This is a genomic window from Pseudomonas sp. E315 (genome assembly GCF_055406205.1).
The window spans coordinates 76,617-89,498 of sequence record NZ_JBUZPJ010000008.1 but is presented as its reverse complement, the minus strand read 5'-3'; the positions used below and the strand labels follow the sequence as shown (position 1 = coordinate 89,498).

At 54.5% G+C, this 12,882-nt stretch carries 12 protein-coding genes, 1 tRNA gene and 1 pseudogene; 6 read left to right on the top strand and 8 right to left on the bottom strand.

Going from position 1 to position 12,882, the window contains the following annotated elements; translation table 11 throughout:
- Nucleotides 1–20: 20 nt before the first annotated feature.
- The 7 genes from ACZRJQ_RS13265 to ACZRJQ_RS13235 all read right to left on the bottom strand — a co-directional run bounded on the left by ACZRJQ_RS13265 (nucleotide 21) and on the right by ACZRJQ_RS13235 (nucleotide 7,280).
- Nucleotides 21–392 carry a Na+/H+ antiporter subunit G gene (locus tag ACZRJQ_RS13265; protein ID WP_463978797.1) on the bottom strand — a complete coding sequence of 124 codons (372 nt, stop codon included), beginning with the start codon at nucleotides 390–392 and terminating at the stop codon, nucleotides 21–23.
- Complete coding sequence (locus ACZRJQ_RS13260; RefSeq protein ID WP_463978796.1) at nucleotides 389–667, bottom strand: K+/H+ antiporter subunit F; 279 nt, start codon at nucleotides 665–667, stop codon at nucleotides 389–391. The genes ACZRJQ_RS13265 and ACZRJQ_RS13260 overlap by 4 nt, the downstream gene beginning before the upstream one ends.
- On the bottom strand, nucleotides 664–1,152 hold the full coding sequence (locus ACZRJQ_RS13255; RefSeq protein ID WP_463978795.1) for a Na+/H+ antiporter subunit E: 489 nt from the start codon (nucleotides 1,150–1,152) through the stop codon (nucleotides 664–666). The genes ACZRJQ_RS13260 and ACZRJQ_RS13255 overlap by 4 nt, the downstream gene beginning before the upstream one ends.
- Complete coding sequence (locus tag ACZRJQ_RS13250) at nucleotides 1,149–2,834, bottom strand: monovalent cation/H+ antiporter subunit D (RefSeq protein WP_463978794.1); 1,686 nt, start codon at nucleotides 2,832–2,834, stop codon at nucleotides 1,149–1,151. The genes ACZRJQ_RS13255 and ACZRJQ_RS13250 overlap by 4 nt, the downstream gene beginning before the upstream one ends.
- The gene (locus ACZRJQ_RS13245) at nucleotides 2,831–3,175 is read right to left on the bottom strand and encodes a Na+/H+ antiporter subunit C (RefSeq protein ID WP_003446102.1); all 345 of its coding nucleotides are present in this window, start codon (nucleotides 3,173–3,175) and stop codon (nucleotides 2,831–2,833) included. The genes ACZRJQ_RS13250 and ACZRJQ_RS13245 overlap by 4 nt, the downstream gene beginning before the upstream one ends.
- Nucleotides 3,175–6,093, bottom strand: a complete 2,919-nt coding sequence (locus tag ACZRJQ_RS13240; RefSeq protein WP_463978793.1) for a monovalent cation/H+ antiporter subunit A — start codon at nucleotides 6,091–6,093, stop codon at nucleotides 3,175–3,177. The genes ACZRJQ_RS13245 and ACZRJQ_RS13240 overlap by 1 nt, the downstream gene beginning before the upstream one ends.
- A 179-nt stretch (nucleotides 6,094–6,272) precedes the next feature.
- A complete protein-coding gene (locus ACZRJQ_RS13235) occupies nucleotides 6,273–7,280 on the bottom strand; it encodes a DMT family transporter (RefSeq protein ID WP_463978792.1) in 1,008 nt (335 codons plus the stop codon).
- Between the two features lie 15 nt (nucleotides 7,281–7,295).
- On the opposite strand from ACZRJQ_RS13235, the gene ACZRJQ_RS13230 reads away from it, so the two are divergent.
- Entirely contained in the window at nucleotides 7,296–7,859 is a 564-nt protein-coding gene (locus tag ACZRJQ_RS13230) for a helix-turn-helix domain-containing protein (protein WP_463978791.1), read from the top strand.
- A gap of 169 nt (nucleotides 7,860–8,028) precedes the next feature.
- Here the strand turns inward: ACZRJQ_RS13230 and ACZRJQ_RS13225 are convergent, their stop codons facing one another.
- The gene (locus ACZRJQ_RS13225) at nucleotides 8,029–8,463 is read right to left on the bottom strand and encodes a hypothetical protein (RefSeq protein WP_463978790.1); all 435 of its coding nucleotides are present in this window, start codon (nucleotides 8,461–8,463) and stop codon (nucleotides 8,029–8,031) included.
- Nucleotides 8,464–8,880: 417 nt separating this feature from the next.
- Between ACZRJQ_RS13225 and ACZRJQ_RS13220 the strand changes: the two genes are divergently transcribed.
- The 5 genes and pseudogenes from ACZRJQ_RS13220 to ACZRJQ_RS13200 all read left to right on the top strand — a co-directional run bounded on the left by ACZRJQ_RS13220 (nucleotide 8,881) and on the right by ACZRJQ_RS13200 (nucleotide 12,818).
- A tRNA-Cys gene (locus ACZRJQ_RS13220) sits at nucleotides 8,881–8,954 on the top strand.
- 255 nt (nucleotides 8,955–9,209) lie between these two features.
- Nucleotides 9,210–10,250: pseudogene (locus ACZRJQ_RS13215) on the top strand (transposase); the annotation flags it as partial.
- Between the two features lie 496 nt (nucleotides 10,251–10,746).
- A complete protein-coding gene (locus tag ACZRJQ_RS13210; RefSeq protein WP_463978789.1) occupies nucleotides 10,747–11,052 on the top strand; it encodes a LuxR C-terminal-related transcriptional regulator in 306 nt (101 codons plus the stop codon).
- On the top strand, nucleotides 11,028–11,267 hold the full coding sequence (locus tag ACZRJQ_RS13205) for a response regulator transcription factor (protein WP_463978788.1): 240 nt from the start codon (nucleotides 11,028–11,030) through the stop codon (nucleotides 11,265–11,267). Before ACZRJQ_RS13210 ends, ACZRJQ_RS13205 begins: the two co-directional genes overlap by 25 nt.
- A 156-nt stretch (nucleotides 11,268–11,423) precedes the next feature.
- Nucleotides 11,424–12,818: a hypothetical protein gene (locus tag ACZRJQ_RS13200; protein WP_463978787.1), complete on the top strand. Its 1,395-nt coding sequence runs from the start codon at nucleotides 11,424–11,426 to the stop codon at nucleotides 12,816–12,818.
- Nucleotides 12,819–12,882 lie beyond the last annotated feature (64 nt).

The window sequence follows — 12,882 nt, the reverse complement described above, 5'->3', positions numbered from 1 at the left end:
AAACGCACTGCCTTGCTGTATCAGCTGCCATTCTCGCTACGTCCACCGCTGCTGACTTCAGCCGGGACGTTTTCGCCTGCCATGCGTTTACGAAACAAAGACGTACGAGCCAGCAGCAAGGTGGTTACTGGCACCGTGATCGCCAGCAAAATAGGGATCAACCAGGCGTGTAATACCGGTGTTGACTTGAGCGCCGAGAAGTAAAGGATCGACGCCAGTGCTACGCCCCAAGCGCCAATGGTTGAGGCCAGTGCCGGCGGGTGCATGCGTTGAAAGAAGTCTTTAAGGCGCAGTAACCCCACGGCACCACACAAGGCAAACAGGCTGCTGACAACGAGCAGCACGGCCACTGGAATTTCGATCCAAAGCGATAACTCGCTGATTGAATTCATTCGATCACCTCGCCACGCAATAGAAATTTGGCCAGCGCAAATGAGCCGACAAAGCCGAACAGAGCAATCAACAGTGCGGCTTCGAAGTAGGTGTCACTGGCATATCGAATCCCCAGTACCAGCATCATCAGCATGGCTACGATGTAGAGGTAGTCCAGTGCTAAAACCCGGTCCTGTGCTGATGGCCCCTTGAACAGCCTGAGTACGGTAAGCACCATCGCCAAGCTGAAAATAAACAGGCTGAGCAAGATGGCATTGGAGAGGAGGGGGCTCATTCAAAGATCTCCATTAAAGGCCGTTCATAGGCTGACTTGAAGTGCTCAATAAATTGCGCTTCGTCCGCCAGATCGAACACATGTAGCAGCAACACACTGCGATCAAGCGCCAACTCTGACCAAATGGTGCCGGGCACCACCGTGGTAATCATCGACAATGCTGCCAGCCCGTTGGCGTCTCGTAAGTCCAGAGGGATCTTGATGAACTTTGAGCGCGGCGGATTTTTGCCAGCGCTGAGCACCCCCCACGCCACGGCGATATTGGACATCACCACGTCACGGCCCACCAGGAAAAACAACTTGATAATTACCCACGGGCGATGAATGCGAATGGGCAGCGGCCGTAATGGCGCAAACATGAGCGGGGCCAGGAAGCCCAGCGCCGCACCCAGCAAGAGATTGCCAGCACTTAATGACAGGTTGAGCAGCAGCCAAAGTAACCACAAAGCCAGGGACAGCCAAGGGGCCGGGAACAGGCGCTTCATGGTTGCACCTCTTGCATTGCGGCTTTAGCTTCAGGGCTTGGCACCGGGCGTGAGCCCATCACCGCCATGACGTAACGCTCGGGGTTATTCAAAGTGTCAGCGGCGGCCTGGGTATAACGCAACACAGGCTCGGCTTTAAAGGTCAGCACCACGCACAACCCTAACAGCAACACGATGGGCACACACTCGATGCGCCGCAGTATCGGCGATGGGCGTTCTAGCGGTGTCCAGAAGCGTTGGATACCCATGCGCGAAAAGGCAATCAGCGAAGCCAGGCCCGAGAGAATCAGCAGCGCCAACAGGCTCCAGGATGCTGTTGAAACAGGTAGCTCAGTTTGATTACCCAGACCTGCAGGATTGAGCAGCGCGTTGAGTAGGCTGAGCTTGCCAATAAACCCTGACAGCGGTGGCATCCCGATAATCAGCAGGGCGCAAGCGATAAAACTCAAGCCCAGAAAGGCCATAGCCCAAGGAATGATTTGGCCAACCACCACTTTTTGGTCGTCGTCCAAGTTGGTGCCGCGTGGAGGTATCTGAGGCTCAAGCAGGCTCGGCAATGGCTCGACATCTTCTTCCATAGGGGCTTCTGTGGATGAACGCGAGCGTTCAATCAACTCGGCCAACAGGAACAGTGCACTCAAAGCCAGCGTGGAGCTGACCAGATAAAACAGCGCGGCGGCGGTCAGGTTAGGTTGGGCGAAACCAACAGCAGACAGCAGGATACCCGCGGAGACGAGGATGCTCAGACTGGCCATACGTTCAAGGCGCTGGGCTGCAAGGATGGCAATGGCAGCGCAAACGATGGTCGCCATGCCGCCGTAGATTAACCAGTCGCTGGCAAAGTAGGCCGACGCGCCCGCTTGCCCGGAGAACAGCAGTGTCCAGAGTCGCAGCACTGTGTAGATCCCGACTTTGGTCATGATGGCGAAAAGCGCGGCAACCGGGGCGCTGGCTGAGGAATAAGCCGGCACCAGCCAAAAGTTAAGCGGCCACATACCGGCCTTTGCCAGGAAGGCGATCGCTAAAATGGCCGCGCCAGCATGCAGCAAACCGCGATCTGCTTCTGGCACCAGTGGGATTTTGAGCGCTAGGTCGGCCATGTTCAGCGTGCCGGTTACGCCATAAATCAAGGCAGCGCCAATCAAAAACAGCGACGACGCCAGCAGGTTGATCGAGATGTAATGCAAGCCCGCAGAAACCCGAGACTTGCCAGAACCGTGCAGCATCAACCCATAGGAAGCCGCTAGCAGTACCTCAAAAAACACGAACAAATTGAACAGGTCTGCGGTCAGGAATGCCCCGTATAAACCCATCAGCTGGATTTGAAACAGCGCGTGGAAGCTGGCTCCGGCCCGGTCCCAGCGCGCCATAGCAAATAGCAGGGCGCAACTGGCGATGATGCCGGTCAACACGAGCATCATCGCGGATAAGCGATCAACGACCAGCACGATACCAAACGGCACTTGCCAGTTACTCGGCAAGTAAACGCCAATTGAGGCCGGTAAGGCTTGTTGTTGAGTCCACAACAGCAACAACACCGAAATGCCGAGGCCAATCAGGGTTGAAATCAGATTGATACGGGCTTTGAGTGGACGATGTTTCTCACCCAGCAACAGCATGCAGGCTGCGGTCAGCAGCGGCAGCAAAATGGGTGCGACGATCAGATGCGGCATCAAATTCATTCTTTAGGCTCCCGGCCATCTACGTGGTCGGTGCCGGTCAGGCCTCGTGAAGCGAGCAAGACCACCAGAAACAGCGCGGTCATGGCAAAACTGATGACGATAGCGGTCAGAACCAATGCCTGAGGCAGCGGGTCGGTGTAGTTGAGCAGGTCTTGGGGGACACCGTCTTTGATCACAGGCTCTTTGCCGATAAACAGGCTGCCCATACTGAAGATGAACAGGTTGACCCCGTAAGACAGCAGGCAAAGGCCCATGACTACCTGAAAGGTTCGCGGGCGCAGAACCAGCCAAGTGCCAGACGCGGCCAACACCCCAATAGCGATAGCGATGACTTCTTCCATCAGGCAGCTCCGGTCTTGGGTTGTAGGGCAGGTTGACTGCTTGGGCGATGGGCACGAACCGATTGGTGAGCCAATGCGGTCAAAATCAGCAGCGTGGCCCCCACAACGACAGCGTAAACACCAATGTCAAAGAACAACGCGCTGGCCACGTGAATATCACCCAGCAGCGGCAAGCTGAAGTGCAGTGTGTGCGTGGTCAGGAATGGATAACCCAACGCAATGGCCCCCAAACCGGTCAATGTCGCGAACAACAGGCCTGTGCCCATCCAGCGTAGCGGGCGCAGGCTCATTTGGGCTTCGACCCATTGGGTGCCCGCGACCATGTATTGAAGAATAAACGCCACGGACATCACCAGCCCCGCAACGAAACCTCCGCCCGGTTGGTTGTGGCCGCGCATGAACAGATACATCGACACCACAAAGGCAATCGGCAGCAGCAAACGTACCAGCACCGCCGGAACCATCATGAAACCCAATGCGGTATCACTGGCGCTACGCGGGTTGATCAAATCTGTGACCACGTCTTTGGCCAGCAAGCGCTGCTGGGCGGGTAGCTGCATGCTTTCTTTGGGCGGACGGAAACGACGGAGCAGGGCGAACACTGTCAGTGCGACAGCGGCCAGTACGGTGATTTCACCCAAGGTATCAAAGCCCCGGAAGTCCACCAGCATCACGTTCACCACATTATTGCCACCGCCTTCCGGCAGTGCGCGGCTGAGGTAGAACGAAGAGATATCGTTGGGGGTTTGGCGGGTCAGCATCGCGTAAGACAGCAACGCCATACCGCCGCCGACCACTGTTGACAGCAACAAGTCGCGCAAACGACGCACCCGCGCCTTGCGTAAGCTACCCGGCAGGGGTGAAACCTCTTCGATTCGGCGCGGCAGCCAGCGTAAACCGAGCAGAATTAGCACCGTGGTTACCACTTCTACTACTAATTGGGTCAGAGCCAAGTCAGGGGCAGAAAACCAAACGAAGGTCACACAGGTCATCAGGCCACAGACACTGACCATCGTCAGGGCTGCGAGACGGTGATATTTAGCCTGCCAAGCTGCACCCAATGCACAGATGATTGCGAGTAGCCAAAGCGTCACGAATACAATCGATCCGGGGATTTTAGGACGGTCACCCCAGCTCAAGCCGCTGTAAATCATTGGGATCAGGCCTGCAATCACTGCGGCCAAAATCAATAAGAACAGTTGGGTTTGCAAGCGTTGTGTGCCGATGCGCCGTTCAATTCGGCGCGCTCCACGCATGATCACAACCAGGCTGCGCTCAAAGAAGCGCTTGCCGTTGAAGTATTTAATCAGCGGAGGCAGAGGGAAGCGCTCAAGTTTGAGCTGTTTGCGTAACAAGACATAGAGCACGATGCCACCAGACATCGCGATCAGGCTCATGATCATCGGAGCATTTAAACCGTGCCAGATCGCCAAGCTGTACTCAGGCAGCTCGCCACCTACAACCGGCTGTGCGGCCGCAGCAAGCAGCGGGCCTACCGTTTGTGCCGGGAAAATCCCGACCATCAGGCAGGTGAACACTAACAGTTCAACTGGGGCTCGCATCCAGCGTGGGGGTTCGTGCGGGGTATGCGGCAGGTCAGTGGCGGGCGGGCCAAAAAACACATCGACGGTAAACCGAAGTGCGTAGGCCACGCTAAAGGTGCCTGCAATGGTTGCGATCACAGGCAGGGCAATCTCAACCCACGCGGTGGAGTTGATGAACACGGTTTCGGCGAAGAACATCTCTTTGGACAGAAAACCGTTGAGCAGCGGAACACCAGCCATTGAGGCGCTGGCGACCATCGCCAGCGTCGCGGTGTAAGGCATCAATTTGAATAAACCGCTTAGCTTGCGGATGTCGCGGGTGCCACTTTCGTGGTCGATGATGCCTGCGGCCATGAACAGCGACGCTTTGAACGTTGCATGGTTAAGGATATGAAACACGGCAGCGACCGCTGCCAGCGGGCTGTTGAGGCCCAGCAGCAGTGTGATCAAGCCCAAGTGGCTAATGGTCGAATAAGCCAACAGGCCTTTGAGGTCATTTTGAAACATTGCGCAATACGCGCCGAGCACCAAGGTGCAGGCACCTGCGCCACTGACAATCCAGAACCATTCTTCACTGCCAGCCAGAGAAGGCCACAGCCTTGCTAAGAGAAATACACCGGCCTTGACCATGGTTGCGGAGTGCAAGTAAGCCGACACCGGTGTCGGTGCGGCCATGGCATGAGGGAGCCAGAAATGAAACGGGAATTGCGCGCTTTTGCTCAGTGCGCCAAGCAAGATAAGCGGTAGCAGGATTGGATAGAGACTGTGGGCACGAATTTGGTCGCCAGCGGCGAGCACGGCATCCAAATCATAGCTGCCCACGACATGGCCGAGCAGCATAACCCCTGCCAGCAAGCATAATCCGCCTGCACCGGTAACCATCAGCGCCATGTAAGCGCCACGTCGGGCGTCGGAACGGTGGTGCCAATAACCAATCAGCAGGAATGAAAAAAGACTGGTCAGCTCCCAGAAAAAAACGATCTGGATCAGGTTGCCCGAAATAACCAAACCGAGCATCGCGCCCATAAAGGCTAGAAAAAAAGAGAAAAAGCGTGGCACTGGGTCTTCGGGAGACATGTAGTAGCGCGCATACAAGGACACCAGCGTGCCAATGCCAAGTACCAGTATTGAGAATAGCCAGGCAAACCCGTCCATGCGTAATACAAAATTCAGGCCGAGACTGGGCAACCACATAAACTCTTCACGAATCACACCACCATGGGCGATTTGCGGATAGAGCAATGCAACTTGAATGGTGCCAACCAAGGCAATCACACCAGCTAGCAGGGATGCACTGTTACGCGCGTTGTGCGGCAAAACAGCCGCCAGACAGCTGCCGATAAAGGGCAGAAGCAGTAGAACTATCAGGGACATAGGCTTCTAATCTGCAGGAGTTTGTAAGCGATCATACGTGGCGACTTGTAGATCACCAACAGCGACGCTGTAGATGAATCCTACAAAATGTGTGCAAACCAGAAATAGGATTGCTCAGCATCATCCTTATATAAGCGCTCGCGGGTGTGCGTTTGGGTGTTGAACGTTGAGTTTTAGCATCAGTTGCATGCTTCGTCGCCTTGCTTCTCTTGAGGCGCGTCAGGTGCTTTACCTTTTGTTTTTAACTCACTCACGATAACGGCTGCAACAATCAATACCGCACCGACCAGCGCAATACCTGGCAATCGCTCGCCTGCAAGGCGTCCTGCGATCCCGGCCCATACGGGTTCTCCTGCGTAGATAAGGGTTGCACGTGTAGGTGAAACACTTTTTTGAGCCCAGTTCATGGCGACTTGAATAACAGCGCTGGCTGCACCCAAGCCCACAGCGCTGACTAATAACAGCCACGAGAAATCGGGAATGGCTTCGCCTGTAGGTCCAATCATCAAGAAGGCCAGAATTGATGCTGTACTAAGCTGTACGACAGTGACGCGTCGAACATCAACTTTGCCTGCATAGGCACTGATCAAGATTATTTCTGCCGCTATGGCAATAGCGCTGATGAGTGTGACGATTTCTCCATGACTGAAATTCAAAGAGGCACCATTGGGTCCCGATAACAACATCAAGCCGGCAAAGGCCAGCATGATGCCCAAGCTCGGCATTAAACCGGGTTTGCGCCCTAGCACGAGCCATTGCAGGAGCGGAACGAAAGGAACATAGAGCGCCGTGATGAATGCTGACTGGCTGCTTGGAATGGTCTGTAGGCCAACCGTCTGCAAGCCGTAGCCGAGCATGATTGCAACCCCGATGAAAAAGCCAGCCTTGAGTTCAAATAGCGTCATGCCACGCAGGCTACGAATCGAGAACAGTGAAACAATGCCTGCCGCTGCCGCAAATCGCAGTCCAACGAAAAACATGGGGCCGCTGGCGGTTAGTGCATGTTGCACTAATAGGAAAGTTACCCCCCACACCATAGTGATGAGGATTAGTACGCATTCAGCTTTGCTGAATCGCGAAGTCAAAGACAAAAAAATTGAAGGTTTCAAAGGCGTCACGACCTTGCACGCTACTGGAGGAGAGACGCACAATGCGCCAAAGCTGAGCAGTATACTGCGCAGCCCCATAGAGTGAGCAATATAGTGCCCAAAGAAAGTTCTCAGCGCGCCTCGGTTCTCCAACACGTGAGTCAGAACGTGCGCCGCCTGCGGTTGGTCGCGCACTTGAGTCAGAGTGCGCTGGCGGGACAGTCCGGTGTTAGCCGACGTATGCTAGTGGCAATTGAAGCTGGCGAGAAAAACGTGAGTTTGACCACCCTTGACCGTATTGCCGAAGCCTTGGATGTAGCGTTCAGCGACCTAATCCAAGCACCAGGCTCGCCCGACCCAAGCCGGATCAATGAAGTGGCCTGGAGCGGTGAGTTGCCTGGAAGCAAGGCTGTGCTGTTGGCCAAAGCTGTTGCAACCAGAGAGGTTGAGTTATGGGAATGGAGCCTTGCGCCGGGAGAGCAATACCTGTCGGAAGCAGATGCTGAAGGCTGGAGCGAGCAGCTCTATGTATTTGAAGGCCGTTTAACCTTAGAGATGGGGGGGCAGGTCTTACGCTTCAGCGAGGGGGAGTTCTATATGTATGCGAGCAACCAACCGCATGCTTACCGAAATGAAGGTAAATCAGTTGTGCGATTTGTGCGCAATGTTGTGATTTGAAAGTAGGTGGCGGGACGACACGCGTCCCGCCGAACCAGGTTGCTATGGCTTTTGGTCGTTCGCAACTGCGGCGGATCATTAGGGGGCTCTGCTGCAGTTGGGTATGTCCTGACTGGGGAATCAGGCCGAGCGACTTAAGCGATATAACAAGCCTGGAACATTTCTGCGCTTAGCGGATGTTTTTGATAGTGCCTTTGTTACCGGTGACTGTGACATTCACTTTTTTGAAGACCAGGTAATCCTCGATCGACACCGCATAGCGTGGTGCAACGATCAGGTCAGCTCCAGAGCTTTTGACAGCATTGAAAGCAGCCGCTGCTTTGGTCGCAGACACAGGGTCCGGCAAGCTGAATGCTGGGCTGGGTGCGCCGTCGTAAGTCACGCCATCGGCGAACTCACTGTCGCCACTGATTTTTAGCACGCCAAACAGAATGTTGGATGAGGATTGGCCAGTGATTTTACCGCCGACTTCAATGTTTGCTTTCAGGTCTGCTGTGACAGAACCGGCAATCGGAGCTGTAGGCTGGCTGACATTGTGGCTCATGCAGCCACTGGTCGCTAAAGCTACTGCAGCAACAGCGGCAGTCATCCATATTTTCTTCATCGTAAAGCTCCAATAGTTGTGTCAGTCCGTTCGTTAACGGCGGCGAGACTTTACGTGGCGACTCATGCATTTAATGTCGGCTGCTTCTTGCTCGGTTGAAGGTATAGGTGTCTGGGGCGGTAGGAATTTTGAGAGTGGCGGCGGAGCTCTAGCATTGGACGTATTTTGGGAGGCTTATTACACGTTGTTTTTTCATTCGCCTGTAGGTTTGTCATTAATGGCAAGAAACGGACATTCTGCATTCACCAAAAATTATTAGAATTCAGGGGGTTGCCAGCTCTCGACATCTAGTACATAATGCGCGCCATCAGCCAAGGGCAGTATCTTAAAGGCTGAAGAATCAAACGCTTAGAGCGATAGTTTCGCGAAAGAAAATTTTTTGTTATTGAAAATTCTTTTGGGTTTTCGGTAATAAATGGCCGAGTAGCAAAATGGTTATGCAGCGGATTGCAAATCCGCCCACGCCGGTTCGATTCCGGCCTCGGCCTCCATATTAAAAGCCCCGTAGATTCAGGTCTACGGGGTTTTTTTATGCCTGCGATTTGACAATCACTTCCGCAATTTTTGGGATCGCTTCCGCAAGTAGCCTTTTTAATTCGTAAACTGGAGCCCCATTTGAGAAAGGAGGGCGTGTCGCTTGCCTTGTAGTCCGGGCAGTCTGCTTTCGACCGATTTTGTTGAAAAAGTAGCTCCTCTGGCTAACCTCCAGCAAAATCTCTTCATTGGCTAGAGGGCGATCACGCAGCATGATGGGACAGTTATCGAGTGGGCAGGAGCGACTGTTTTACTCGTTCAACCTTGAAGATCACATCCCAGCCAATCACCTCCTGCGCAACATTGATCGATGCCTCGATCTAAGCGATCTACGCCATTACCTTGCCGACTTTTATAGCCCAATCGAGCGTCCGTCGATTGAGCCTGAACTGATAATTCGCATGCTGATCGTGGGCTATTGCTACGGCATTCGCTCAGAACGGCGGTTGTGCGAAGAGGCCCATTTGAACTTGGCATATCGCTGGTTCTGCCGATTGAGCCTTGAAGATGAAGCCCCCAACCACTCGACCTTTTCCAAGAACCGACACGGCCGTTTTCGGGACAGTGATCTGTTTCGATGGTTGTTCAATGAAGTGCTGCTGCCTGGGCGCCGGCTTGGTTAAAGGCGAAGGTTTTGCTGTGGATGCGAGCGTCATCAAGGCGGACGCCAGTCGGCAACGTGAGTACCCGGAAATGAAGAGATTAACTGGAGCGATCCGTCGCTGAGTACTCGCGCCGTCCGTGAGTACTTTGAAGCACTCGATGAAGAAGTCTTGGCCGAAGCACTGTCCAAGCGCCTGTCACTGACTGATCCGCTTTCTCGTTGGATCGCACCGATGTTGGTCTGGATGGTCGACGAAAAAGAAATCAAGCCGCATGTGCCGGTTTGGGACAAAACTGAGCGTAAGAACGAGAGCCTCTCGATCAGTGATTTTCAATGGAGTGAAGAAGCGCAGGAATATCGTTGTCCCACGGGGCACGCCCTGCGTAGCGAGTGGCGGGCCTTCAAGAACCAGCGCTCAGATGTCACGAAAGCCGACACCATCATCTTTCGATCACGGCAAACAGACTGCTCTAAATGCTCGATGAAAGAGCGCTGCTGCCCAAATACCTCGTTCCGAACAATCGCCCGTAGCGTCCATGAGGCGGCACGCAATGTTGCTCGGCGAATTGCGGCAACACCGCAATACGTGTGCTCTCGCCATGAGCGTAAAAAGGTCGAAATGTTGTTCGCTCACCTCAAACGAATCCTGATGAACGTCTGGGACCGCGCCTCTCTCAAAAAGACTTGCCGCGACTAGCCTCATCGGCTCGAGTGAACTCCTAAGATCATCATGGCTCCCCCAGCTGAAGTTGATGGACAAGAAAAGCGCTTGAATAGCGACTCAATAGCCAGTAGCCAGTAGCCAGTCTAGCTCTGTGGAATTGAACTGTTGCGGCATCTGGCCCGAACTCTACTGGCTTCTATATCTGTGACTCCTTCAGACAGTCTCGTTCTGAGCACATTGCTGAAGCCATCGGCGCCACTGGCGGCACTCCTCCATTTGTCAACTGCTGAGCAGTAGCAATGATCCAGTTTCTAGGTACCTTTATTCAGCTACTGTTTTTTGTTCTCCAACTGCGGGCTTGAATCGCTGACTCTAGTGATCATCCGGTTCGTGATCCTAACGGCGGATGTCCCGTTTCTCCTGCATTGTGGCTTGAACAGTCGCCGGCAGCCCGACCGCACTCTGTGCGAGACGGCCTTTCATGAAGCAACAATTTCCTGCAGGAGCAGAGGTCATCGAGCAGGGACGACACACGACAGTTCAAGGACTGAGCCTCACAACCCGAGAGACAGACGTACTCTCCTGCATGTTGAGAGCACAAGGCTGTAAGCAGACCGCCCGAGAGCTTGGCATCGGAGAGCACACGGTGCGGAAACACCGTGGCAACTTGCTACGGAAGTTTCAAGCGCGCAATGCTGTGGAGCTGATCGCGCTTGTACTGGCGGCTGCACCGCAAATGGTGCCCCCCGCATTGGACCCATCATGCAGGCGCTGGCCGCTCGGCTAACGACTCGCGAGGTCACTGTCGCCGGCCTCGTCGCTCAAGGCTTGAGCAGCAAGCGCATCGCACGCGTCCTAGGCATTAGCGACCTGACTGTCCGCAAACATCGGGAAAACGTATTGAGAAAGCTCGAGCTGAGCGACACAACTCAGATCGCGTTGTGCTGGCCGTTAATAGCGCAAGATCTGCAGGACAAGGCAGTTGTCGACTCAAAAAATTGAGGAAGCAACTCTGTCAATACGGCATCGGTGCCGTTGTCGGTCCGACGCAGCCGTACGATGCTCAGTTGGCCTGCTCAACGCGTTCCTTCGGTACTCGATCAGACTGGGACTGTGCAGGCATACCTAATCGAACTATTGATCTACACGGAGTTCATCATGCCTCGTACCCTCTACGTTCCTGGAACAATGATTAAAGACTGGCCACAAGTTCGTGTCTGGCAGCGCAATCATGGTCAGTATGGCGACGTGACCGCCCAATGGAGTTGGTCTAACCAACATCACGAACACTATGAAGTACTGGCCCTACCGGATGGCTCCTGGTGGGTGCCGGTGTCGACGAATCCGCCCCAGTCTTGGGGTGGGGAAACGCCGGTCACCGGTACTAAGCCTTACGGAATGCAGCCCGTGGATCCAAACCACGTAGAGTTCCGTCCTACGGGCACATATATTTGGATACCGAATGGCAGCATTCCCGCTTTCCTCACCCCTGGTGAGTCGACCAACACTGTAGTCTGTCAGGCTCCCGCGGCCTACCCGCCGGTGCGTGTGGTGGCATCCTCGCTCGTGCAAACTCAGTTGGCCAGTCCGCACGAGATGCTCGACTCGGTGCTATCGCTGTCGACACTGGGGGACAACGACCAAACGGCCTTTCAAGACTCGGACGGCCTAATCTCGTTCGTAAACCTGTCGAGCTCATTCGTAAACTCAAATGCGGAGTTCAAAACGGGTCGAGCAGTCTGCGATAAAGTATCCAACTTCTTCGCTACGCTGCGCATCAAGGTCTTCCAGTACCTGATAAATAATCCTACGCAAGTGCTGCCAGGCGACATCAAGCCGACGACTCAATGGTCGGCAGCGGTGACGCACTACATGCAGTTAATGCTGGTTAAGGCTGGCGGTTTAACAAACTATCGCGTCACAACCGAAACCTACTCCTTCACCCAGGTGATAGCTGAGTTCAACACAGCGTTCCTGAAGCTCGTCTTCGATGCAGCCGTCGTGCCAGAAGCGGTGATTGCGGACGTTACGGCCTTCATCCAGGGAGTGGGCAGCAGCCTGCGTGCGAGCTGGGACGATCGATCCCGCGAGTACGAGACTGCGATCCTCGCGCAGTGCCATGAGGCGGTTCCCACGGACAGCTCTGGAGATACGACTGTCTACTTTCCGAAAATCAAGTACTACTACTTGTCCGTTGATTCGTCACAACAAGCGTTCACGTCGCCATGCACCTCAGTGGAGAAAATCACCTTCAACTTCAGATACGAGTACTACGTTACTGGCCTGAAGGCGTCGATCCTGGACACCAATTCGAAGGACTACAAGGACTTCATTGCCTTCCTCGATAAGGCCCAAGGCATTTCGTATAAGCAAGCGCTCAACAACCTCGATGCGGTACTTGAAGGCACGACGTCCTCGGGCACGACACCTGCCGCGGGCGGGCTGCTACTCGATGCAGGGCAGATGCTTGGCGTAAACCTGATCGAATATCCGCGCACAGCCGGTTCGCCACCGCGGGCTATTGAGGCATTGCTAAACGCACGCCGACAGTAGCGGCCATACGGTCGGCCGCTATACCCACTGGGCACGGCGGCCGACCCTTCATTCAGTTAGTAAA